The sequence below is a fragment of the Erwinia sp. INIA01 genome (genome assembly GCF_025947915.1).
Taxonomy (GTDB): domain Bacteria; phylum Pseudomonadota; class Gammaproteobacteria; order Enterobacterales; family Enterobacteriaceae; genus Erwinia; species Erwinia coffeiphila.
On the sequence record NZ_JAPDNC010000006.1, the window covers coordinates 241,959 to 263,248 of the forward strand.

Below are 21,290 nucleotides of genomic sequence, written 5' to 3' on the forward strand. Positions count from 1 at the left end.
CGGTACGGACGGGGGCCGACAGAATCGGCGGTATTTTTGTCGGCCCCCGTTATTGCCGCTATTCAATCATTTCGTAACGTTAAAGCCAGTCTTTCACCGGCAGGAAGTCGCGATACAGTGCGGCCTCCGGGCTGTCATCGGCGGGCTGATAGTCATATTCCCAGCGCACCAGCGGCGGCATCGACATCAGAATGGATTCCGTACGCCCGCCGGTTTGCAGGCCGAACAGCGTTCCGCGATCCCACACCAGATTAAATTCCACATAGCGGCCACGGCGATAGAGCTGGAACTGGCGCTCGCGCTCGCCCCACGGCAGCGCTTTACGGCGTGCAACAATCGGCAGGTAGGCGTCCAGGAAGCCGTTGCCCACGGCCTGCATAAAGCGGAAGCTGTGGTCGAAGTCCGGTGTGTTCAGATCGTCAAAGAACAGGCCACCGATGCCGCGCTGCTCGTCACGGTGCTTCAGATAGAAGTAATCGTCGCACCATTTCTTGTAGCGGGGATAGACGTCTTCACCAAACGGCAGGCACAGATCGAAGGCGGTCTGATGCCAGTGCAGCGCATCCTCTTTGAAACCGTAGAACGGGGTCAGATCGAAGCCGCCGCCAAACCACCAGACCGGGTCCGCGCCAGGTTTTTCCGCAATAAAAAAGCGCACGTTGGCGTGGCTGGTTGGCACGTACGGATTTTCCGGGTGGATCACCAGCGATACGCCCAGCGCTTCGAAACTGCGCCCCGCCAGCTCAGGGCGATGAGCGGTAGCCGAAGCGGGCATCGCATCGCCGTGAACGTGTGAGAAGTTAACCCCGGCCTGCTCAAAAACGCTGCCGTTGCGCAGAACGCGGCTGCGCCCGCCGCCGCCGCCGGGGCGCTCCCAGCTGTCTTCGGTGAAGCTGGCGCTTCCGTCCGCCAGGGACAGCTGCTGGCAGATGTTATCCTGCAGTTCCAGCAGGAACCGTTTGACCACGGCGATATCAGGTACGTTCATGAGTTAACCTTCTTAACGAAAAGACCGACGGAGTATACCTCAGCCCATCCGTCTGCCCGCATCATACTCATTAAAAAAGCTGACAATACCATTGGCGATCGCACCGGCGATCTTCTGACGGAACGCGGTGGTCCCCAGCAGCTTTTCCTCCTGCGGGTTGGTGATAAACGAGGTTTCAACCAGCACGGAAGGAATAGAAGGGGATTTCAGCACGGCAAACGCCGCCTGCTCGGTGTGCTGACTGTGCAGGTGGTGCATCGGGCGGATCTGATTCAACACGTGCTTACCCAGAGTCAGGCTGTTTTTAATGGTGTCGGTCTGTACCAGATCGAACAGCACCTGCTGCAAATAACGATCTTTGGTCGCCACCTCCACGCCGCCGACGTTATCAGCGGCGTTCTCTTTTTCCGACAGATACTTCGCCATGGTGCTGCTGGCTCCGCGATTGGAGAGGGCAAACACCGAGGCACCATTAGCTACCGGGCTGGTAAAACCGTCGGCGTGAACCGACATAAACAGATCCGCGCCGTGCTGGTGGGCGATCTCCACCCGCTCGCCGAGGGGGATAAAGTGGTCGGTTTCTCGCGTCAGGCGTACATCAATATGCGGATGTTCGCTCAGCAGATGGCGAATGTGGTTAGCGATTTCCAGCACGATATGTTTCTCTTCCGATCCTTCCTGTCCCACCGCACCGGAATCAATACCGCCATGGCCCGGATCGATCATTACGATTTTTTTGCCGGTGGCAGGTCGTGGAGGATGAGGCGAAACCGCCGTGTCCTGCATGCGGGGAGTGACTCTAAGAGTGACATCTTCCTCTTTTGCCAGCACTGATTTGCGTGCCATCAGCATCAGTGCCAGGCTGGAAAGGATGAACTGCCGACGTGAGCTGAGCGGCCGGAGCTGAAGAATCTTTTTCATAAGATAATCCTGAAGCAAAAAGTGCTTATTGTTATATCGTAACAGTGACCGGGCGGCGAGAAAGGAGCTATTTCATCTTTTTACTTTTTATTTCAGTATGCTAATGACGTTTTTATTCTTTTTTTCTCCGTACGCAATCGTCAGACTTGCACCAGCAGAAGAATGCGTGATAATCAGCAGATTATGCTTAACCTTAGGTCTATTCCCATGGAAATCCGCGTATTTCGGCAGGAAGATTTTGAAGAAGTGATTACCCTCTGGGAGCGTTGCGATTTGTTACGTCCCTGGAACGATCCGGAAATGGATATCGAACGTAAACAGAACCACGACCCGGATTTGTTTCTGGTGGCGGTGGTCGGCGGTGAAATCGTTGGTTCAATTATGGGCGGCTACGATGGACATCGCGGTTCAGCCTACTATCTTGGCGTTCATCCTGATTACCAGGGGCGCGGCTTTGCCAACGCGCTGATTAACCGACTTGAGAAGAAGCTGATTGCGCGCGGCTGCCCGAAGATCCACGTCATGGTGCGGGAAGAAAATGACGCGGTGCAGGGTTTTTACGAAAAACTGGACTACGAAACCGTCGACAGCGTGCTGCTGGGGAAACGACTTATTGAAGATCGTGAGTACTGATTAACCCCGTCTTATTGTCGCCGGGCAGTATGTGCCCGGCGGCTACCGTTACGTCACCATCTTGAAGACTATGCTCAAATACACTCCCGATGACTACGATGCTCGCGGCCAGCTGCGTCTGCCGCTGAGCTTCTGGGCGATTCTATTATTACAGGCGCGCACATGGGTGCTGTTCGTGATGGCCGGAGCGTCGCGCCAGCAGGGAGCCGCGCTGCTGGAGCTGTTCTACCCTGATACCCACACCTTTTGGCTTGGCCTTGCGCTGGGTGGCCCGGCGGCGGTGGGCCTGCTGCTGACCGGCTACCGCCAGCGGCTGCCGCGTCTCTGGCAGGCATGGCGCTGGGTACTGATGGCGACGCTGGCAGTGATGCTTGTAATGCAGGGCGTGTCGCTGTGGCAGCAGGATGAGCAAACCTCGCCGCTGGTGCTGTTTGTCTCCCTGCTCGATCTGCTGGGCCTGCTTGCCCTGTGGCGCCAGCGTCGGCTGGCCGACTGTTTTGATCCAGAGCAAAATCAGTAGCGTCATCCATCCTGCGGGTTAAACTTTTTGGCGATCCGCGACTCAAAGCAGTTCGGACGTTTTGCTACTGATACCAGGAGTTGTAATGAATAATTTTCGCCCGGCGCTACTGATCGCCACTGTGTTACTGGCTGGCTGTGCCGGCTCCGGCAGTCAAACGGGCAGCGCCAGCCAGTCCACCTGGTGGAACCCCGTTTCCTGGTCATGGTCCGGGCTGAATCCCGTGAACTGGTTTGGTTCCTCTCTTCAGATCGCCGAGCAGGGGGTGGGTGGTGTTAACGGCAGCACGCCGCTGCAGCAGAAAGCCATTGAAGACGGTCTGAAGGGGCAATATACGCTGAGAAACGGTATGCGCATGGTCGATGGCAGCGTGGTTTCTTTCTGGCAGGCGCTGGATGACAACAAAAAGGTAGAGATGGAGCTGAGTGGCCGCACCACCGTCAAACGTATTGAGGTCATGGATAAAGATGTGGCAACCGACAGCGGTGTGAAAATTGGCACTCGCTTCAGCGACCTGTACAGCAAAGCCTTTGAGTCCTGTAAAAAGGGCACAGGCGCGGATCGCGATGGCGTGGAATGCCGTGCGCCAAACAGCCAGCATATCAGCTATGTGTTCAGCGGCGACTGGCGCGGGCCGGAAGGGCTGATGCCGTCGGATGACACGCTGAAAAACTGGACGGTCAGCAAAATTATCTGGCACAGCCAGAACGCCGACTAAAACCACAATTATCTTGCGCTTAAGCAGGCTCCTGGCGCAGGCTTCAGGTATCATACTGGCGTAAAAACCGACCAGATATAACCTGAGAGCCAGGAGTTTACAGTATGTCCGATTTTCAGAGCGGGATTTTGTTAGAACACCGCCGTTTTGCTATCTACATTGAAGCGATGTGCCAGGGTGATATTGCCGCGATCCGCAGCGGCAGCCATCTTTTCCTCCAGCAGCTGTCACTGCTGCAACAGCGTTATCCCGACGCCGGTCTTGGCGCGGTCATTGCCTTCGGCAGCGGCCTGTGGAACGACCTCAATCCGACCAACAGCACCGCTGAGCTGAAGGATTTTCAGCCGCTGGGTAAAGGCATTGCGCCCGCTACCCAGCGCGACATGCTGATTCATATTCAGTCGCTGCGCCACGATGTGAATTTCAGCCTGGCGCAGGCCGCGCTGGCCGCCTTTGGCGATGCGATCCGTATTGAAGAGGAAACTCACGGCTTTCGCTGGGTGGAAGAGCGGGACCTCAGCGGCTTCGTTGACGGCACGGAAAACCCGCAGGGCGAGCAGCGTGAAGCGGTGGCGATTATTGCCAGCGGCGAAAATGCAGGCGGCAGCTACGTCCTCAGCCAGCGCTGGCAGCACAATCTGAAAATGTTTAACCGCCTGGCGGTGGAAAAACAGGAGCAGATTATTGGCCGCACCAAAGAGAGTAATGAAGAGCTGGAGGGCGATGCCCGGCCTGCGACCTCACACGTGGCGCGCGTGGATCTGAAAGAAGAGGGCAAAGGGCTGAAAATTTTGCGCCAGAGCCTGCCTTACGGCACCGCCAGCGGCGTTCACGGCCTGTTCTTCCTTGCCTACTGCGCGACGCTGTATAACATTGAACAGCAGCTGCTGAGCATGTTCGGCGAAGCGGACGGCAAGTATGATGCGATGCTGCGCTTCACTAAACCCTTGACCGGCAGCTACTTCTACGCGCCTTCACTGTCGCAGCTGGCCGCGCTGTAACCCGTATTGCCTCCGGCGTCGTTGCTTTATGCTGCGCCGGATAAAGATTGTTGTCATGTGGCTTGCAGCTGCCCGCTCGTATCGGCTACAGCGTTTTATCAGATGCCGGGGAGATTCCTGCCCCGGTGTTTTGGAGCAGGGGCTTATACCATTCACCGCAGTGCTCGCCTGTATCATTTTTCAGCATAGTATTCCCACCCACTGCATAATCAATTCCACACCCTTATAGCGTTTTCTGCTTGCAAATCACCAAACGGTATATAAAACCGTTACAGCTTTTACCCGGGTTATAAATAAACTGAAGGCACTTCAGGCGTAAGCCTTTCCATCTCTCTTCAGGGTGCTACATGACGTTACCGACGGTGAAAAAATTAGTCAGCGCGACCGCTTTCTCGTTACTGCTTGCCGGTGCCGCACAGGCCACGGAGCTGTTAAACAGTTCTTATGATGTCTCTCGCGAGTTGTTTACCGCCCTGAATACACCGTTTGAAAAACAGTGGGATGAACAGCATCCGGGCGACAAGCTGACCATCAAGCAGTCCCATGCCGGTTCTTCCCGCCAGGCGCTGGCTATTCTGCAAGGCCTGAAAGCCGATGTGGTGACCTACAACCAGGTGACCGATGTGCAGGTGCTGCACGATAAAGGCAAGCTGATCCCGGCCGACTGGCAGCAGCGCCTGCCGAACAGCAGCTCACCGTTTTACTCCACCATGGCGTTCCTGGTACGTAAGGGAAACCCTAAAAATATCCACGACTGGAACGATCTGGTCCGTGACGACGTTAAGCTGATTTTCCCTAACCCGAAAACCTCGGGGAATGCGCGCTACACCTATCTGGCGGCATGGGGTGCGGCTGACCGCGCCGATGGCAAAGACAAAGCCAAAACCGAAAAATTTATGACGCAGTTCCTGAAAAACGTTCAGGTGTTTGATACCGGCGGACGCGGCGCGACGACCAGCTTCGTCGATCGCGGTCTGGGCGACGTACTGATTAGCTTCGAATCGGAAGTGAATACCATCCGTAATCAGTACGAAAAAGACGGTTACGAAGTCATTGTGCCGAAGACCAACATTCTGGCTGAATTCCCGGTGGCGTGGATCGATAAAAATACCGAAAGCAACAAAACCACCGATGCGGCAAAAGCCTATCTGAACTATCTCTACACGCCAGCGGCGCAGCAGATCATTACCCAGTTCTACTACCGGGTGAATAATCCGCAGCTGATGGCCGAGCATAAAGACCGCTTCCCGCAGACCGATCTGTTCCGCGTGTCCGATGCGTTCGGCAGCTGGGAAGAGGTGATGAAAGTCCACTTTGCCAACGGCGGCGAACTGGACAAGCTGTTAGCGGCAGGACGGTAACCGGATGTTTGCAACCAGTAAGCGCGTGCTGCCCGGCTTTGGCATCAGCCTCGGCAGCAGCCTGTTTTTCACCTGTTTAATTCTGCTGTTGCCGATCAGCGCGCTGCTGATGCAGCTGTCGCAGATGACGCTGGCACAGTATTGGGAAGTGATCACCAACCCGCAGGTGGTGGCAGCTTATGAAGTGACGCTGCTGGCCGCCGGTGTGGCGTCGATTTTTAATGCCGTCTTCGGCATGCTGATGGCGTGGATCCTGACGCGCTACCGTTTTCCAGGGCGCTCAATCCTTGATGGCCTGATGGATTTACCGTTTGCGCTGCCGACGGCGGTAGCGGGCCTGACGCTGGCCGGTCTGTTCTCGGTGAACGGCTGGTACGGTGAGTGGCTGGGGCAGTTTGGTATTAAAGTCTCCTACACCTGGCTGGGCATCGCGGTGGCGATGGCCTTTACCAGCATCCCGTTTGTGGTGCGTACGGTGCAGCCGGTGCTGGAGGAGTTAGGCCCGGAATACGAGGAAGCGGCCGAAACGCTGGGTGCTACTCCGTGGCAGAGCTTCCGCCGCGTGGTGCTGCCGGAAGTGGCTCCGGCCCTGCTGGCAGGAACCGCGCTGTCGTTTACCCGCAGCCTCGGCGAGTTTGGCGCGGTGATTTTTATCGCCGGTAACATCGCGTGGAAAACCGAAGTCACCTCGCTGATGATTTTCGTGCGCCTGCAGGAATTTGATTATCCGGCGGCCAGCGCCATTGCCTCGGTGATCCTTGCCGCGTCGCTGCTGCTGCTGTTTGCAATTAACACCTTACAAAGCCGCTTTGGCCGTCGTCTGGGAGGCCACTAATGGCGGATGTAAGCGAATTTAAAGGCGTGGGCCGCGCACGTTTTCAGTGGGGTAAGTGGATTCTGATTGGGCTGGGTATGCTGATCTCCCTGCTGCTGCTGGTGGTGCCGCTGATTGCCATCTTTACCGAAGCGCTGTCCAGCGGGCTGATGGCGACGTTCAGCAATCTGCAGGATGGCGACATGCTGCACTCCATCTGGCTGACGGTGCTGATTGCGCTGATCGTCGTGCCGGTGAACCTGGTGTTCGGAACGCTGCTGGCCTGGCTGGTCACGCGTTTTAACTTCCCGGGCCGCCAGCTGCTGCTGACGCTGTTTGATATTCCGTTTGCCGTTTCGCCGGTGGTTGCCGGTCTGATGTATCTGCTGTTCTGGGGCGTAAATGGTCCGGTGGGCGGCTGGCTGGATGCGCACAGCATCCAGCTGATGTTCTCCTGGCAGGGGATGGCGATGGTGACCATCTTTGTTACCTGTCCGTTCGTGGTTCGCGAGCTGGTGCCGGTGATGCTGAGCCAGGGCAGCCATGAAGATGAAGCAGCAGTGCTGCTGGGTGCGTCCGGCTGGAAAATGTTCTGGCGCGTGACGCTGCCAAATATCCGCTGGGCGCTGCTGTACGGCGTGGTGCTGACCAACGCCCGCGCGATCGGTGAATTTGGTGCCGTGTCGGTCGTCTCGGGCTCTGTGCGCGGCGAAACCTACACGCTGCCGCTACAGGTTGAATTACTGCATCAGGATTACAACACCGTGGGGGCATTTACCGCCGCCGGATTGCTGACCCTGATGGCGATAGTCACACTGTTTCTGAAAGGTGCGCTGCAGTGGCGCTTAGAAAGCCAGCAGCACCGCCTGCAACAGGAGGGGAATAATGAGCATTGAAATTGGTAACATCAATAAATCCTTCGGTAAGACGAAAGTCCTGAACGATATTTCCCTGGATATCCCTTCCGGGCAGATGGTTGCGCTGTTAGGGCCTTCCGGCTCGGGAAAAACCACCCTGCTGCGGATTATCGCCGGGCTGGAGAATCAGAACAGCGGTCGCCTGAGCTTCCACGGTAAAGACGTCAGCCGCGTTCACGCGCGCGATCGTCAGGTTGGCTTTGTATTCCAGCACTATGCCCTGTTCCGCCATATGACGGTGTTCGACAACATCGCCTTCGGCCTGACCGTGCTGCCACGCCGCGAACGTCCGTCAGCGGCAGAAATTAAGCAAAAAGTGACCCGTCTGCTGGAGATGGTGCAGCTTTCCCATCTGGCAGGGCGTTTCCCGGCCCAGCTTTCCGGCGGTCAGAAACAGCGCGTGGCGCTGGCACGCGCGCTGGCGGTAGAGCCGCAAATTCTGCTGCTGGATGAGCCGTTCGGTGCGCTGGATGCCCAGGTGCGTAAAGAATTGCGCCGCTGGCTGCGTCAGCTGCATGAAGAGCTGAAGTTCACCAGCGTCTTTGTGACCCACGACCAGGAAGAGGCGATGGAAGTTGCCGATCGCGTGGTGGTGATGAGCCAGGGCAATATCGAACAGGTCGGCACCCCGGACGAAGTGTGGCGCGATCCGGCCACCCGCTTTGTGCTGGAGTTCCTTGGTGAAGTGAATCGCTTTGACGGCGAAGTTCACGGTTCGCAGTTCCACGTTGGCGCGCATCAGTGGCCGTTGGGCTATGCGTCGGCGCACCAGGGTAAAGTCGAACTGTTCCTGCGCCCGTGGGAAATCGACGTCAGCCGCCAGAGCAGCCTGCAAACCCCGCTGCCGGTGCAGATTCTGGAAGTCAGCCCGCGCGGCCATTACTGGCAGCTGGTGGTTCAGCCCGCAGGCTGGAGCAGCGAGCCGGTGACCGTGGTGCTGGAAGGCGAGCAGTCAACGCCGATCCGTGGCGAACGTCTGTTCGTAGGCCTGCAGCAGGCGCGCCTGTATAATGGCGATACGCCGCTGAGACCCGTTGCCTTTGCGCAAAGCGCCTGATATTTTTCTAAGCTGACTCTTTTTAGCAACAGGGGCTGGATTTTTCCGGCCCTTGTCATTTCATGCCTGGAACCGGACTTTGACCACTCTCGAACATACCATTGGTAATACTCCGCTGATCAAACTTCAGCGCCTTGGCCCGGATAACGGCAGCGAAATCTGGCTGAAACTGGAAGGGAATAATCCCGCAGGATCGGTGAAGGATCGGGCAGCGCTGTCGATGATCCAGCAGGCCGAACTGCGCGGTGAAATCCAGCCCGGCGACGTATTGATTGAAGCGACCAGCGGCAATACCGGCATTGCGCTGGCGATGATTGCAGCGATGAAAGGTTACGTTCTCAAGCTGCTGATGCCCGATAACATGAGCATCGAGCGGCAGGCAGCGATGCGCGCCTATGGCGCAGAGCTGATTCTGGTCAGCCGCGAACAGGGTATGGAAGGCGCACGCGATCTGGCCAGTGACATGGCGGCACGCGGCGAGGGCAAGGTGCTCGATCAGTTTAATAATGCCGATAACCCGCTGGGCCACTACCGCACCACCGGCCCGGAAATCTGGCAGCAGACCGCTGGCCGGGTCACGCATTTTGTCTCCAGCATGGGTACCACCGGAACCATTACCGGCGTCAGTCGTTTCCTGAAAGAGCAGAGCGATACGGTGCAAATTATTGGCCTGCAGCCTTCCGAAGGCAGCAGTATTCCAGGTATCCGCCGCTGGCCGGAAGCCTATCTGCCCGGTATTTTCCGCCTGGAACTGGTCGATGAAGTGATGGATATGTCGCAGCAGGAAGCGGAAGAGACCATGCGCCAGCTGGCGCAGCGTGAAGGCGTCTTCTGCGGCGTCAGCTCCGGCGGTGCGGTCGCCGGTGCGCTGCGTATTGCTCAGGCGAACCCCGGCAGCGTGGTGGTGGCAATCATCTGCGATCGCGGCGACCGTTATCTCTCCACCGGCGTGTACTGATTCCGCTGCTTTTTTTGTCATCGCGTGGAATCTTTTGCCATCCCAGGGTTCAAAACCCGCCGTACGTTCGCTGTCGGATTTGCCATACTGTAAGGATTAGGTAAAACCGGCTGCGGATTATTTTCTGACAGGCGAAAATAGCGGCTGTATCACTAAGAGATCCCCAATGAAAATTTTACTCGTTGATGACGACCTTGAGCTGGGCACCATGCTCAGCCAGTATCTTATTGCCGAAGGTTTTGATGCCTCGCTGGTGCTGACCGGTAAAGCGGGCGTAACCGGCGCGCTGTCCGGCGAATACAGTGCGATGATCCTCGATATTATGCTGCCGGATATGAGCGGGATTGACGTGCTGCGCCAGGTGCGACAGAACAGCCGCCTGCCGGTGATTATGCTGACGGCGAAAGGGGACAACATCGATCGCGTGATCGGCCTGGAAATGGGTGCCGATGACTATATGCCAAAACCCTGCTACCCGCGCGAGTTGGTTGCACGCCTGCGTGCCGTGCTGCGTCGCGTTGAGGAACAGCCTGCGGCAGTGGAAAACAAAGATGTGATTAGCTGGGGTGAGCTGACGCTGAACCCGGCAACGCGTATCAGCGAATGGCAGAATAAACCGTTCGATCTCACCGCCTCTGAATTCAATCTGCTTGATTTGCTGCTGCGCGCCCCCGATCGCGTGGTGTCAAAAGATGAACTGTCTGAGAAAGGTCTGGGCCGCCCGCGTGAAGCCTACGATCGCAGCGTGGATGTTCATATCAGCAACATTCGCCAGAAGCTGGCTGCACTGACTAACGATACGATTAATATCGAAACGGTTCGCAGCATCGGCTACCGCATCCGATGACCTCCCGGTTTCGCGGCTTCCTGTTCTGGAAGATCCTGCTGGGCTTCTGGCTGACCTACATTGCGATTACCCAGTTGATGTGGCTGGGCTTCAGTCTGTACGGCAATCACCGCGAACCGCCGGAAAACCTGGCCGCCCGGCGCATCGTTAATCTGCAAATGACCTCGGCGGTGTCGGTGCTGCAAAACGGCGGGCCTGAGGCGCTGCGGGATATGATGATCGACTGGCCCGATAGCGACCGGCGCTTTTTCTCGGTCCAGCAGGTTGATTCTCTGCCGCCGGGTGCGCCTGAGGATGAACTCAGCCGTGAGATGGCCTCCCGCGAGTTTCCGCAGCAGGTGGTGGAATGGGTGACCGGTGCCGACGGTAACTATTATCAGCTGCGCTACGACGTGGCCGGTCTGCGCCGCGACAGCCAGATGAACCGTCATCCGCGCAGCATTCTCAATATGCCCGAACCGTTGTTTATCGTCGGCTGCTTCTGCGGCCTGCTGTTCAGCCTGTTCCTGGCCTGGAACCTGACGCGCCCGATGCGCCAGCTGCGTGAAGGGTTTGCGAGGGTTTCGACCGGCGACTTGTCGGTGCGGCTGTTCCCTAAAATGCGCCGCCGCCACGATGAGCTGTCGGCGGTGGCCAGCGACTTTGATGCGATGGTAGAACGTCTGTCGGTGCTGGTCAGCGCCCGTGAAGAGCTGCTGCATGATGTTTCCCACGAGCTGCGATCGCCGCTGGCAAGGCTACAGCTGGCGACCGGACTGGCGCGACAGACCCCCGCCTCGGTTGAAAGCTCGCTGGATCGGATTGATGAAGAGGCCCGTCGACTGGATAAAATGATCGGCGAGCTGCTGTCTCTCTCCCGCGCCGAGCAGCAAAAAATTCCCGATGAGCAGTATTTCGATCTGCTTGGCCTGCTGGAAGCGGTAACCAATGATGCACGTTATGAAGCGCAGGTCCCAGGTGTGGAAATCCTGCTGAATGCGGACACGCAGCAGGATTACACGGTCAAAGGGGATGCGAACCTGATCCGCTCCGCCATTGAAAACGTGGTGCGTAATGCGCTGCGCTTTTCCATTCAGGGCCAGCAGGTGACCATTACCCTGCGGCAGGAAGGAGCCTGGCTGACGATTATCGTTCGCGATCAGGGGCCGGGCGTTGAGGCCGATAAGCTTTCCAGTATTTTCGACCCGTTTGTGCGCGTCAGTTCGCCGCTTTCCGGTAAAGGGTATGGCCTCGGTCTGTCGATAGTACGTAAGGTAGTGCTGGCGCATCAGGGCGAAGTGAAAGCCATCAATGCTCGTGAAGGTGGCCTGGAGCTGACGCTTCGCCTGCCGCACTGGGTAGTGTAAACCCTGCGCCTGTTTCACGACGGTAACGAATGATATTTCAGATTTGAGGTTAAGGCATGAGCAGTTTGGCTAGCGGCAGGCAGCAGGAAGTTCAGCGCATCGTTGACGCATTATCGATTGCGATTGCACAGCACCGGCTCAGGCCCGGCACGCGGCTGATTGAGGCACAGATCGTGGAGGTGCTCTCTGCCAACCGTAACCACGTTCAGGCGGCGCTACAGCGGCTGGCCCTGCAGCATATCGTCACTATCTCGCCGAATCGTGGCGCAAAGGTGTCACAGCCCTGCGCCAGAGAAGCGCGTGAGGTATTTATTGCCAGACGAGCGGTGGAAGATGCTATTGTCGCCGGAATTAGTGCGGAAAAGCTGGCGCGATCGAGTGCAGAAGTTGAGGCTCATCAGCAGGCGGAGCAGTTGGCGCTGGCCAGCGGGGATCGCCGTAACATTATTCGCGAGCTGAGCGCATTTCATCTGCTGCTGGCAAAAATTAACGAAAACCAGGTGCTGAGTGAGATTCTGGCGAACCTGATGGTGCGCAGTTCACTGATCGTCGCGCTATATCAGCGCAATGACACGCCGGCTTCTCAATGTGATGAACACTGCGCCGTGCTGGACGCGCTGAGGGGGGGGCAGAACGATGTTGCCCGTTCGATAATGCGCGACCATCTGGATCATCTGGAACAGCAGCTGGATTTAATGGACTCACCTGCCGAGTCCCTGACGCTGCGCGATGCGTTGACCGGCAGCCAGCCATAAAAAAAGCCCCCTGATTGCTCAGGGGGCTTTCTGGTTTATCTGCTCTTACTTCTTGATGCGGATAACCGGAGTCTCACCGACGGTCACGCTGCCGGTCAGTTTAGTCAGCTCTTTGATCTCATCCATGTTTGAGATGACCACTGGCGTCAGCGTTGATTTCGCTTTCTCTTCCAGTAAAGGCAGATCGAATTCGATGACCACGTCACCTTTCTTCACTTTCTGACCTTCTTCAGCGATGCGCTTAAAGCCTTCGCCTTTCAGTTCTACCGTATCAATACCAAAGTGAACAAACAGCTCAATACCGCTGTCGGACTCGATGGAAAACGCATGATTGGTTTCGAAAATTTTACCGATGGTGCCATCAACGGGAGCAACCATTTTATTGCCAGAGGGTTTGATAGCGATACCGTCGCCAACAATTTTCTCTGCAAACACTACGTCCGGTACGTCTTCGATATTGACGATTTCACCAGACAGGGGGGCTACGATTTCAATCGCACCAGATGCAGAATCTGACTTATCGCCAAAAAGTTTTGAAAACAAACCCATGTTCTTCTCCTAAGCAGTAATATTGGGCCAGCCGTCTCCGGGCCTTAGCAGAGTGTCTTTTCTTCAATGAACTTGTTGACCAGGTTCATCAACTCGTCCGCTGTTGGTTGTGCCAGAGCCTGCTCTGCTAGCGCCTTCGCGTCTTCAAAATTCGTATTACGAATAATTTTTTTGATGCGTGGAATAGAAATAGAGCTCATGCTGAATTCATCCAGCCCCATTCCCAATAGCAGTAGTGTAGCACGTTCATCGCCTGCCAGCTCACCGCACATACCGGTCCACTTCCCTTCGGCGTGAGAAGCATCAATAACCTGCTTGATCAGCGTCAGAACGGACGGAGACATCGGATTGTAGAGATGGGAGATCAGATCGTTACCACGATCAACAGCCAGAGTATACTGCGTCAGGTCGTTTGTCCCAATACTAAAGAAATCAACTTCTTTTGCCAGATGGTGCGCAATCACCGCCGACGCCGGGGTTTCCACCATGATACCCACTTCAATGCTTTCGTCGAAGGCTTTGCCTTCTTCACGCAGCTGGGCTTTCAGGGTTTCCAGTTCGGCCTTCAGGAAGCGCACTTCCTCAACGGAAATCACCATCGGGAACATGATGCGCAGTTTGCCAAACGCGGAAGCACGCAGGATGGCACGCAGCTGCGCATGCAGAATTTCGGTACGGTCCATGGCAATACGGATCGCGCGCCAGCCGAGGAACGGGTTGTCCTCTTTCGGCAGGTTCATATACGGCAGATCTTTGTCACCGCCGATATCCATAGTACGAACAATCACCGCCTGCGCGCCTACGGCTTCGGCTACGGCTTTGTACGCATGGAACTGCTCATCTTCAGACGGCAGCGACTCACGGTCCATAAACAGGAATTCGGTACGGTACAGGCCCACGCCTTCAGCACCGTTGCGCTCTGCACCGGCCACGTCACGCACGGTTCCGATGTTGGCGCAGACTTCAACCTGATGACCATCAAGGGTGATTGCCGGCAGGTCTTTCAGCTTAGCCAGTTCGTTCTTTTCAGAAGTGTACTGATGGGCAACCGCCTTCAGTTCATCAATCACGTCGGCCGTAGGATTAACGTAAACTTTGTTGTTTACGCCGTCCAGAATCACGTAGTCATCGTTTTGAATCTGGCTGGTCACATCACCGGTACCGACGATGGCAGGCAGCTCCAGAGAACGCGCCATGATAGAGGTGTGTGAGGTACGGCCACCGATGTCGGTAATAAAGCCCAGCACCTTGTTCAGGTTCAGCTGTGCCGTTTCAGACGGGGTCAGATCCTTGGCAATCAGCAGCACTTCTTCGTTGATCGCGCTTAAATCGACAATATGCAGACCCAGGATATTCTGCAGCAGGCGTTTACCGATGTCGCGAACGTCAGCAGCACGTTCTTTCAGGTATTCATCGTCAAGCTCTTCCAGGGCTTTAGCCTGGCCTTCAATGACGGAAAAGGCAGCAGCATCCGCAGTCGCGTGCTCGTCTTTAATCAGGGCGATGATTTCCTGCTCAAGTTCTTCATCTTCCAGCAACATAATGTGGCCTTCGAAGATCGCTTCTTTCTCTTCACCGAAGGTTTCCCCGGCTTTGATTTTGATCGCTTCCAGCTGCACGGCAGCTTTTTTACGACCATCAAGAAAACGCTGAACTTCCTGATCGCACTGATCGGCAGAAATCTTTTTCCGGTTGATGACAATTTCATCTTCTTTCAACAGAAGAGCTTTGCCGAAAGCGATACCCGGTGATGCTAAAATGCCTGAAATCATAACCCTACCTTTCCTGTCTCTGATAATCATCGAAGGCGATGAACCGCTGATGACTGCATCGGTTAATTCACTCAGCGAGCCTGGCGTTTTCTGCGGCCTGTCTTGTCAGCTTTTGGATATTTTATGAAAGCAATAACGCGGACATGCTGTCCGCGATCAAGATACCTACAGTATATCCGTTTAGTTTTATCCTGCCGCTGTGTGACAGGAAAGCGCTACGGTTACTTTCAGCCAAAGCTTTACGCTGGATGATGGAAAAACGACCGTGATTACTCGAGCTCGGCCATCAGTTTAACCAGATGCTCAACCGCTTTCTGCTCGTCTTCGCCTTCAGCAGACAGGGTAACAACGGTACCCTGAGTCAGGCCCAGAGTCTGCAGCTTGAACAGGCTCTTAGCGCTGGCTGATTTGCCGTTAGAGGTTACGGTGATTTCAGAAGAGAATGCTTTCGCTTCTTTAACGAACTGAGCAGCAGGGCGGGTGTGAAGGCCGTTTGGTGCAGTGATGGTAACTTCTTGCTGGAACATTATATTTCCCCAACTTAATTTGGTTTGGTGTTGTAGGCCTAAAGTTCAGGCGAAAGCCGGAACCTTAGCCGGTATGAGTCGCGCTGGCTTGGTACAAAGACTCGCCAAAAAATGCGCTGATAAGGTGGAAGCCAGACGGAGAGAAAATCCGCGATTAAACTCTCGCTTTTCCACACTTCATTATGCCGCTATTTGCCGCAGTGCGCCAAATCAGTAAAACGATTCAGCACGATCCAGGTCACGCGGCGATTAATTTTACGGATCAAAATAATTGGCAGCTTAAATACCAGACACTGGAGGGTAAAAGCAATCTGCAGGATGGTAAAAGTTTGACGGACTCCACAAAAAAGCACCCAAATGGGTGCTTTTTTGAGCAAATCTGCGGATCGGCGATTACTGCTGCAGCTCTTTTTCAGTGAACAGATCGGCGAACAGTGCGGTAGAGAGATAGCGCTCGCCGGAGGACGGCAGAATCACCACAATGTTCTTGTTCGCGAAGGCTTCATCTTCCTGCAATTTCAGCGCTGCGGCGACCGCTGCGCCGGAAGAGATACCGGCCAGAATGCCTTCGTCTTCCATCAGGCGACGGGCGGTAGAAATCGCTTCTTCATTGGAGATTGCGACAACGCGGTCAACCAGGTTCAGGTCAAGGTTACCCGGAATGAAACCGGCACCGATGCCCTGAATCTTGTGCGGGCCTGGCTTGATTTCGTCACCGGCCAGCGCCTGGGCGATCACCGGAGAGTCGGTTGGCTCAACCGCGACGGTGATCAGCTCTTTTTTGCCTTTGGTGTTTTTGATGTAGCGGCTGACGCCGGTCAGCGTACCGCCGGTACCCACGCCTGCGATAAACACATCGACTTCACCATCGGTGTCTTCCCAGATTTCCGGGCCGGTGGTTTTCTCGTGGATTTCCGGGTTGGCCGGGTTGCTGAACTGCTGCAGCAGCACGAACTTATCCGGGTTGCTGGCCACAATCTCTTCGGCTTTAGCAATCGCGCCTTTCATACCTTTGGCGCCTTCGGTCAGCACCAGGTTTGCACCCAGCGCTTTCAGCAGTTTGCGGCGTTCCACGCTCATGGTTTCCGGCATGGTCAGCGTCAGTTTGTAACCGCGAGCTGCGGCCACATAGGCCAGAGCAATACCGGTATTGCCGCTGGTTGGTTCAACCAGTTCAATGCCGGGTTTAAGAATCCCGCGTTTTTCTGCGTCCCAAATCATATTGGCACCGATACGGCATTTGACGCTGAAGCTTGGGTTGCGTGACTCAACTTTCGCCAGAATGCGTCCATTACCGATGCGGTTCAGTCGAACCAGCGGCGTATGACCGATTGTTAACGAGTTGTCTTCATAGATCTTACTCATAGCCTGTCCTTAACTGTATGAAATATTGGGAACGGTTTAGAGCATACCGTGTTCAATTTATCAAGGAAGTGAAGAAATCGTATATATATATGTTCTGTCGAAATAAGCCCTGTCGAAACGGCATATAGATAAATCTAAGGCTGCGCAGGGCGCATGGCTACCCTGTCGCAGCGAAAGATTCGGACGGCCTTTGCTTAGCGGCTCAGCCCAAGCGTAGCGCGGTAGCGGTCTACCCACATGGCGGTGGCACCGCATACGGCCACCGGCATGATCGCCAGATTGAGGATGGGGATCAGGGTGAACAAACTGACCAGCGCGCCGAATTGTAAATTATCGGTCTTATTCTGACGCAATGCTGCACGCATCTGAGTAAAACTGACTTTGTGGTTATCGAAAGGGTAGTCGCAGTACTGAATAGAGAGCATCCATGCGCTGAACAGGAACCACAGCACCGGGGCCACCGTCTGACCAAATCCGGGAATAAAGTAGAGCAACAGCAGTACGATGGCGCGCGGTAAATAGTAGGCCAGTTTCTGCCACTCGCGTTTCATGATGCGTGGAAAATCTTTCAACAGAGCCGCCCAGCCGCTATCGGGCAACGGCTGACCGGTGAGCCTGGCTTCCAGCTGCTCGGCCAGCAGGCCACAAAACGGTGCCGCAATCCAGTTCGCGATAGTGGAGAAAAAATAGCTAAAGACTAGAATAATGGAGAGAACGACCAGCGGCCAGAGCAGGTAGCTAAGCCATTGCAACCAGCCGGGTACCATAGCCATCAGTTCGGGTATCCACTGGCCAAGACGGCCAAACAGCCAGATAAAGGCGCCGCCCATCAGAAGGATATTGACCAGCAGCGGCAGGATGACGAAGCGGCGAATGCCGGGCAGGCGGATCAGCTGCCAGCCCTGGGCAAAATAATGGACCCCGTTATGACCATTGTTGGAATTATTTAGTACCATGTAATGCTTTATCTCCTATTCACATGCTGGTTTCGGCTATCATAACCCAGCTGTTTGCGCTTTCCAGGGCAAGATTGCGCGAAATTACAGCAAAAAAGCGTCCTCGACTCGGGATATTTGTCAGAAAATACTGCACAGACTTGCACTTGTGTACTTGGGCAAATACAGTTAGAGGATAAAGTTTGCCGCGGTGGCAAGGTATTGGAACAACAGAGAATACAATGATGCAGGATTTGCGTCTGATATTAATCGTTGTTGGCGCGGTCGCAATTATAGCGCTTTTACTGCACGGCCTGTGGACCAGCCGTAAAGAGCGCTCATCAGTTTTTCGCGACCGTCCGCACAAGCGTTTAAAGCAGGACAGAGAAGAAGCTTTCGAGGATGACGAAGAAGGTATGGATGACGTGCGTGCCACGCGCAGCCCTCCTGAACCGTCGGACCCTTCCCTGGGTGGATTCAATGCCGGGGATGAACCGCCGCGTCAGCCTAAACCTCGCCCGGAGCCGGTTCGTCACCAGCCCCCGGTTATTGAGGAACAGCCTGAACAGGATCCGCTGTTCGGTGGCGAAGTACGCCATAGTGCACAGTCTGAGCCTTATCATGATGAGGTTCTGCCGCGCCGCGCCGAGCCCGTGCTGAACGCAGAACCCGTTGCCCGCGCTGAAGAGCCGGTGGTAAAACCGGTCTCTGTCCCTGTTGCCGAGCCGCAGCGGGTTGAACCTGCACAGCCAGCGGTACAGCAGGCACCTGCCCATACCGAGGCTCCGCGTGCACCAGCACCGAAGGAAACTGTTCTGGTCCTGCACGTTTCTGCTCACGCCGGTGGCAGTATCAGCGGTGAAGCGCTGTTGCAGGGTGTGCTTCAGGCAGGCTTCCAGTTTGGCGAAATGAATATTTTCCATCGTCACCTGAACCCGGCGGGCAGCGGCCCGGTGTTGTTCAGCCTGGCGAACATGGTGAAGCCGGGTTCATTTAATCCGGATAACATGTCGGACTTTTCCACCCCGGGCGTCTCTATCTTTATGATGGTGCCGTCCTACGGTGATGCGAATCAGAACTTCAAGCTGATGCTGCAATCCGCGCAGCGCATCGCTGATGATGTGGGTGGCGTGGTACTGGACGATGAACGTCGTATGATGACGCCGCAGAAGCTGGAATCGTACAAAGGGCGCATCCGCGAAGTCGTCGAAGCCAACAGTCACTAAACGTTTTTCTAATCCCGCTTAACTAACCCCCGATTTCGGGGGTTTTTTATCTCTGATGGTGCCGCATATGCAATCCGTACAAGACAAACTTACCCATCTGAAAGCTCTGCTTCACCACCATGAATACCAGTATCACGTGCTGGATGCACCGGAAATTCCGGATGCGGAATACGATCGTCTGATGCATGAACTGCGCGATCTGGAAGCGACCCACCCGGAGCTGATTACTCCCGATTCGCCAACCCAACGAGTGGGGGCCGCACCGCTGGCGGCGTTTGAGCAGGTCCGCCATGAAGTCCCGATGCTGTCCCTGGATAATGCCTTCGATGAAGAGAGCTATCTGGCCTTCAACAAGCGCGTGCAGGATCGCCTGAAAAGCAGCGATGACATCCTCTTTTGTTGCGAACTGAAGCTGGACGGTCTGGCGGTCAGCCTGCTGTATGAAGACGGTCTGCTGGTTCGCGCGGCGACCCGTGGTGATGGCACCACCGGTGAGAATATCACTTCCAACGTGCGTACTATCCACGCCATTCCTCTGCGCCTGAAGGGCGACAATATTCCGGCCAGAGTAGAAGTGCGTGGCGAAGTCTTTATGCCGCAGGCCGGTTTCGAAAAAATGAACGACGGAGCGCGTCGTTCCGGCGGCAAAGTGTTTGCCAACCCGCGAAATGCGGCGGCAGGCTCGCTGCGCCAGCTGGACCCGCGCATCACCGCCAAACGCCCGCTGACCTTTTTCTGCTACGGCCTGGGTCTGCTGGAAGGCGGTGACATGCCGCGTAGTCACATTGAGCGCCTCAAACAGTTTAAAGCCTGGGGATTACCGGTCAGCGATCGCGTCCGCCTGTGCCACAGCGCCGACGAGGTGCTGGCCTTCTATCGTCAGGTTGAGGCCGATCGCCCGCAGCTGGGGTTTGATATCGATGGTGTGGTGATCAAGGTGGATTCCCTGGATCTGCAAGAGCAGCTCGGTTTCGTTGCCCGTGCGCCGCGCTGGGCGGTAGCGTTTAAGTTCCCCGCGCAGGAGCAGATCACCACCGTACGTGATGTTGAGTTCCAGGTAGGACGCACCGGTGCGATCACCCCGGTTGCACGTCTGGAGCCGGTACTGGTTGCCGGCGTGATGGTGAGTAATGCCACGCTGCACAACGCTGATGAAATCGATCGTCTGGGGTTAAAGATTGGCGATCGCGTGGTGATCCGCCGTGCCGGTGACGTTATCCCGCAGGTCGTTAGCGTGGTCGAATCCGCCGAAGACGCGCGAGAAATTATATTTCCGACCCACTGCCCGGTTTGCGGCTCGGACGTTGAACGCGTAGAGGATGAAGTCGTGGCCCGCTGTACCGGTGGCCTGATCTGCGGTGCACAGCGTAAAGGCGCGCTGAAGCATTTTGTTTCCCGCCGGGCGATGGACATTGACGGCATGGGCGAGAAGATTATCGATCAGCTGGTGGACAAAGAGTACGTACTGAATGCGGCCGATCTGTTCGATCTGACCGCCGGGAAACTGACCGGTCTGGATCGCATGGGGCCTAAATCGGCGCAGAACGTAGTCGATGCGCTGGCGAAAGCGAAGCAAACTACCTTTGCCCGCTTCCTCTATTCGCTGGGGATCAGCGAAGTGGGAGAGGCGACCGCCGCTAACCTTGCCGCGCATTTCGGTACGCTGGAGGCGCTGATGGCGGCCGATATCGAGGCGCTAATTGCCGTACCGGACGTCGGTAAAGTGGTGGCCAGCCACGTGCGTAATTTTATGGATGAAGAAAGCAACCGCGAGGTTATCCGCCTGCTGGTTGAGAAAGCCGGCATTCACTGGCCGGAAGTGGTGGTGGTGAAGGCCGAAGAAATCGACAGCCCGTTTGCCGGTAAAACCGTGGTGCTGACCGGTTCATTAAGCGTGCTGTCGCGCGATGAGGCTAAAGATCGCTTAACGGCGCTGGGCGCGAAGGTGAGCGGCAGCGTGTCGAAGAAAACCGATCTGGTGATTGCCGGTGAGGCCGCAGGTTCTAAGCTGGCGAAGGCAACGGAGCTGGGCATTCCGGTGATCGACGAAGCGGAAATGATTCGTTTACTCGGTGAGTAA

Annotated in this window: 21 protein-coding genes; 14 read left to right on the forward strand and 7 right to left on the reverse strand. The window is 55.9% G+C overall.

The features are described 5' to 3' along the window. Positions 1-79 precede the first annotated feature (79 nt). Positions 80-988: an oxygen-dependent coproporphyrinogen oxidase gene (gene hemF, locus OMR58_RS13045; RefSeq protein WP_264546153.1), complete on the reverse strand. Its 909-nt coding sequence runs from the start codon at positions 986-988 to the stop codon at positions 80-82. Positions 989-1,027: 39 nt separating this feature from the next. Further along, positions 1,028-1,909 (reverse strand): N-acetylmuramoyl-L-alanine amidase AmiA, encoded by an 882-nt coding sequence (amiA, locus tag OMR58_RS13050; protein WP_264546154.1) that lies wholly within the window; start codon positions 1,907-1,909, stop codon positions 1,028-1,030. Positions 1,910-2,116: 207 nt separating this feature from the next. On the opposite strand from amiA, the gene OMR58_RS13055 reads away from it, so the two are divergent. From OMR58_RS13055 to OMR58_RS13110, 12 genes are all read left to right on the forward strand, one after another. Continuing rightward, a complete protein-coding gene (locus OMR58_RS13055) occupies positions 2,117-2,542 on the forward strand; it encodes a GNAT family acetyltransferase (protein WP_105593360.1) in 426 nt (141 codons plus the stop codon). A gap of 70 nt (positions 2,543-2,612) precedes the next feature. Further along, positions 2,613-3,062, forward strand: a complete 450-nt coding sequence (locus tag OMR58_RS13060) for a DUF2919 domain-containing protein (RefSeq protein WP_105593295.1) — start codon at positions 2,613-2,615, stop codon at positions 3,060-3,062. Between the two features lie 85 nt (positions 3,063-3,147). Beyond that, complete coding sequence (locus OMR58_RS13065; protein WP_200563808.1) at positions 3,148-3,780, forward strand: RpoE-regulated lipoprotein; 633 nt, start codon at positions 3,148-3,150, stop codon at positions 3,778-3,780. A gap of 104 nt (positions 3,781-3,884) precedes the next feature. Then, positions 3,885-4,781, forward strand: a complete 897-nt coding sequence (locus OMR58_RS13070) for a Dyp-type peroxidase (RefSeq protein WP_105593297.1) — start codon at positions 3,885-3,887, stop codon at positions 4,779-4,781. Positions 4,782-5,128: 347 nt separating this feature from the next. Beyond that, entirely contained in the window at positions 5,129-6,142 is a 1,014-nt protein-coding gene (locus OMR58_RS13075; RefSeq protein WP_105593298.1) for a sulfate ABC transporter substrate-binding protein, read from the forward strand. Between the two features lie 4 nt (positions 6,143-6,146). Beyond that, entirely contained in the window at positions 6,147-6,977 is an 831-nt protein-coding gene (gene cysT / locus OMR58_RS13080) for a sulfate/thiosulfate ABC transporter permease CysT (protein WP_105593299.1), read from the forward strand. Then, complete coding sequence (cysW, locus tag OMR58_RS13085) at positions 6,977-7,852, forward strand: sulfate/thiosulfate ABC transporter permease CysW (RefSeq protein WP_105593300.1); 876 nt, start codon at positions 6,977-6,979, stop codon at positions 7,850-7,852. Before cysT ends, cysW begins: the two co-directional genes overlap by 1 nt. Continuing rightward, complete coding sequence (gene cysA, locus OMR58_RS13090) at positions 7,842-8,930, forward strand: sulfate/thiosulfate ABC transporter ATP-binding protein CysA (protein ID WP_105593301.1); 1,089 nt, start codon at positions 7,842-7,844, stop codon at positions 8,928-8,930. Before cysW ends, cysA begins: the two co-directional genes overlap by 11 nt. A 79-nt stretch (positions 8,931-9,009) precedes the next feature. After that, the gene (gene cysM, locus OMR58_RS13095) at positions 9,010-9,888 is read left to right on the forward strand and encodes a cysteine synthase CysM (RefSeq protein WP_264546155.1); all 879 of its coding nucleotides are present in this window, start codon (positions 9,010-9,012) and stop codon (positions 9,886-9,888) included. Positions 9,889-10,054: 166 nt separating this feature from the next. Beyond that, on the forward strand, positions 10,055-10,735 hold the full coding sequence (locus tag OMR58_RS13100) for a response regulator transcription factor (RefSeq protein WP_200545537.1): 681 nt from the start codon (positions 10,055-10,057) through the stop codon (positions 10,733-10,735). Further along, positions 10,732-12,081, forward strand: a complete 1,350-nt coding sequence (locus OMR58_RS13105) for an ATP-binding protein (RefSeq protein WP_200545536.1) — start codon at positions 10,732-10,734, stop codon at positions 12,079-12,081. The genes OMR58_RS13100 and OMR58_RS13105 overlap by 4 nt, the downstream gene beginning before the upstream one ends. Positions 12,082-12,137: 56 nt before the next feature. Then, positions 12,138-12,836: a GntR family transcriptional regulator gene (locus OMR58_RS13110; RefSeq protein WP_264546156.1), complete on the forward strand. Its 699-nt coding sequence runs from the start codon at positions 12,138-12,140 to the stop codon at positions 12,834-12,836. Positions 12,837-12,881: 45 nt separating this feature from the next. On the opposite strand, the gene crr is transcribed toward OMR58_RS13110, so the two are convergent. From crr to cysZ, 5 genes are all read right to left on the reverse strand, one after another. Further along, a complete protein-coding gene (crr, locus tag OMR58_RS13115) occupies positions 12,882-13,385 on the reverse strand; it encodes a PTS glucose transporter subunit IIA (RefSeq protein ID WP_105593306.1) in 504 nt (167 codons plus the stop codon). 44 nt (positions 13,386-13,429) lie between these two features. Further along, positions 13,430-15,157, reverse strand: a complete 1,728-nt coding sequence (gene ptsI / locus OMR58_RS13120) for a phosphoenolpyruvate-protein phosphotransferase PtsI (protein ID WP_105593307.1) — start codon at positions 15,155-15,157, stop codon at positions 13,430-13,432. A 269-nt stretch (positions 15,158-15,426) separates the two neighbouring features. Continuing rightward, positions 15,427-15,684 (reverse strand): phosphocarrier protein Hpr, encoded by a 258-nt coding sequence (ptsH, locus tag OMR58_RS13125; protein WP_048915267.1) that lies wholly within the window; start codon positions 15,682-15,684, stop codon positions 15,427-15,429. 393 nt (positions 15,685-16,077) lie between these two features. Continuing rightward, complete coding sequence (gene cysK / locus OMR58_RS13130; protein ID WP_105593309.1) at positions 16,078-17,049, reverse strand: cysteine synthase A; 972 nt, start codon at positions 17,047-17,049, stop codon at positions 16,078-16,080. 194 nt (positions 17,050-17,243) lie between these two features. Then, entirely contained in the window at positions 17,244-18,005 is a 762-nt protein-coding gene (gene cysZ / locus OMR58_RS13135) for a sulfate transporter CysZ (RefSeq protein WP_264546157.1), read from the reverse strand. 221 nt (positions 18,006-18,226) lie between these two features. Here cysZ and zipA point away from each other — a divergent pair, with 221 nt between their 5' ends. Further along, complete coding sequence (gene zipA / locus OMR58_RS13140; RefSeq protein WP_264546158.1) at positions 18,227-19,210, forward strand: cell division protein ZipA; 984 nt, start codon at positions 18,227-18,229, stop codon at positions 19,208-19,210. Positions 19,211-19,277: 67 nt separating this feature from the next. Further along, positions 19,278-21,290 carry an NAD-dependent DNA ligase LigA gene (gene ligA / locus OMR58_RS13145; protein ID WP_264546159.1) on the forward strand — a complete coding sequence of 671 codons (2,013 nt, stop codon included), beginning with the start codon at positions 19,278-19,280 and terminating at the stop codon, positions 21,288-21,290.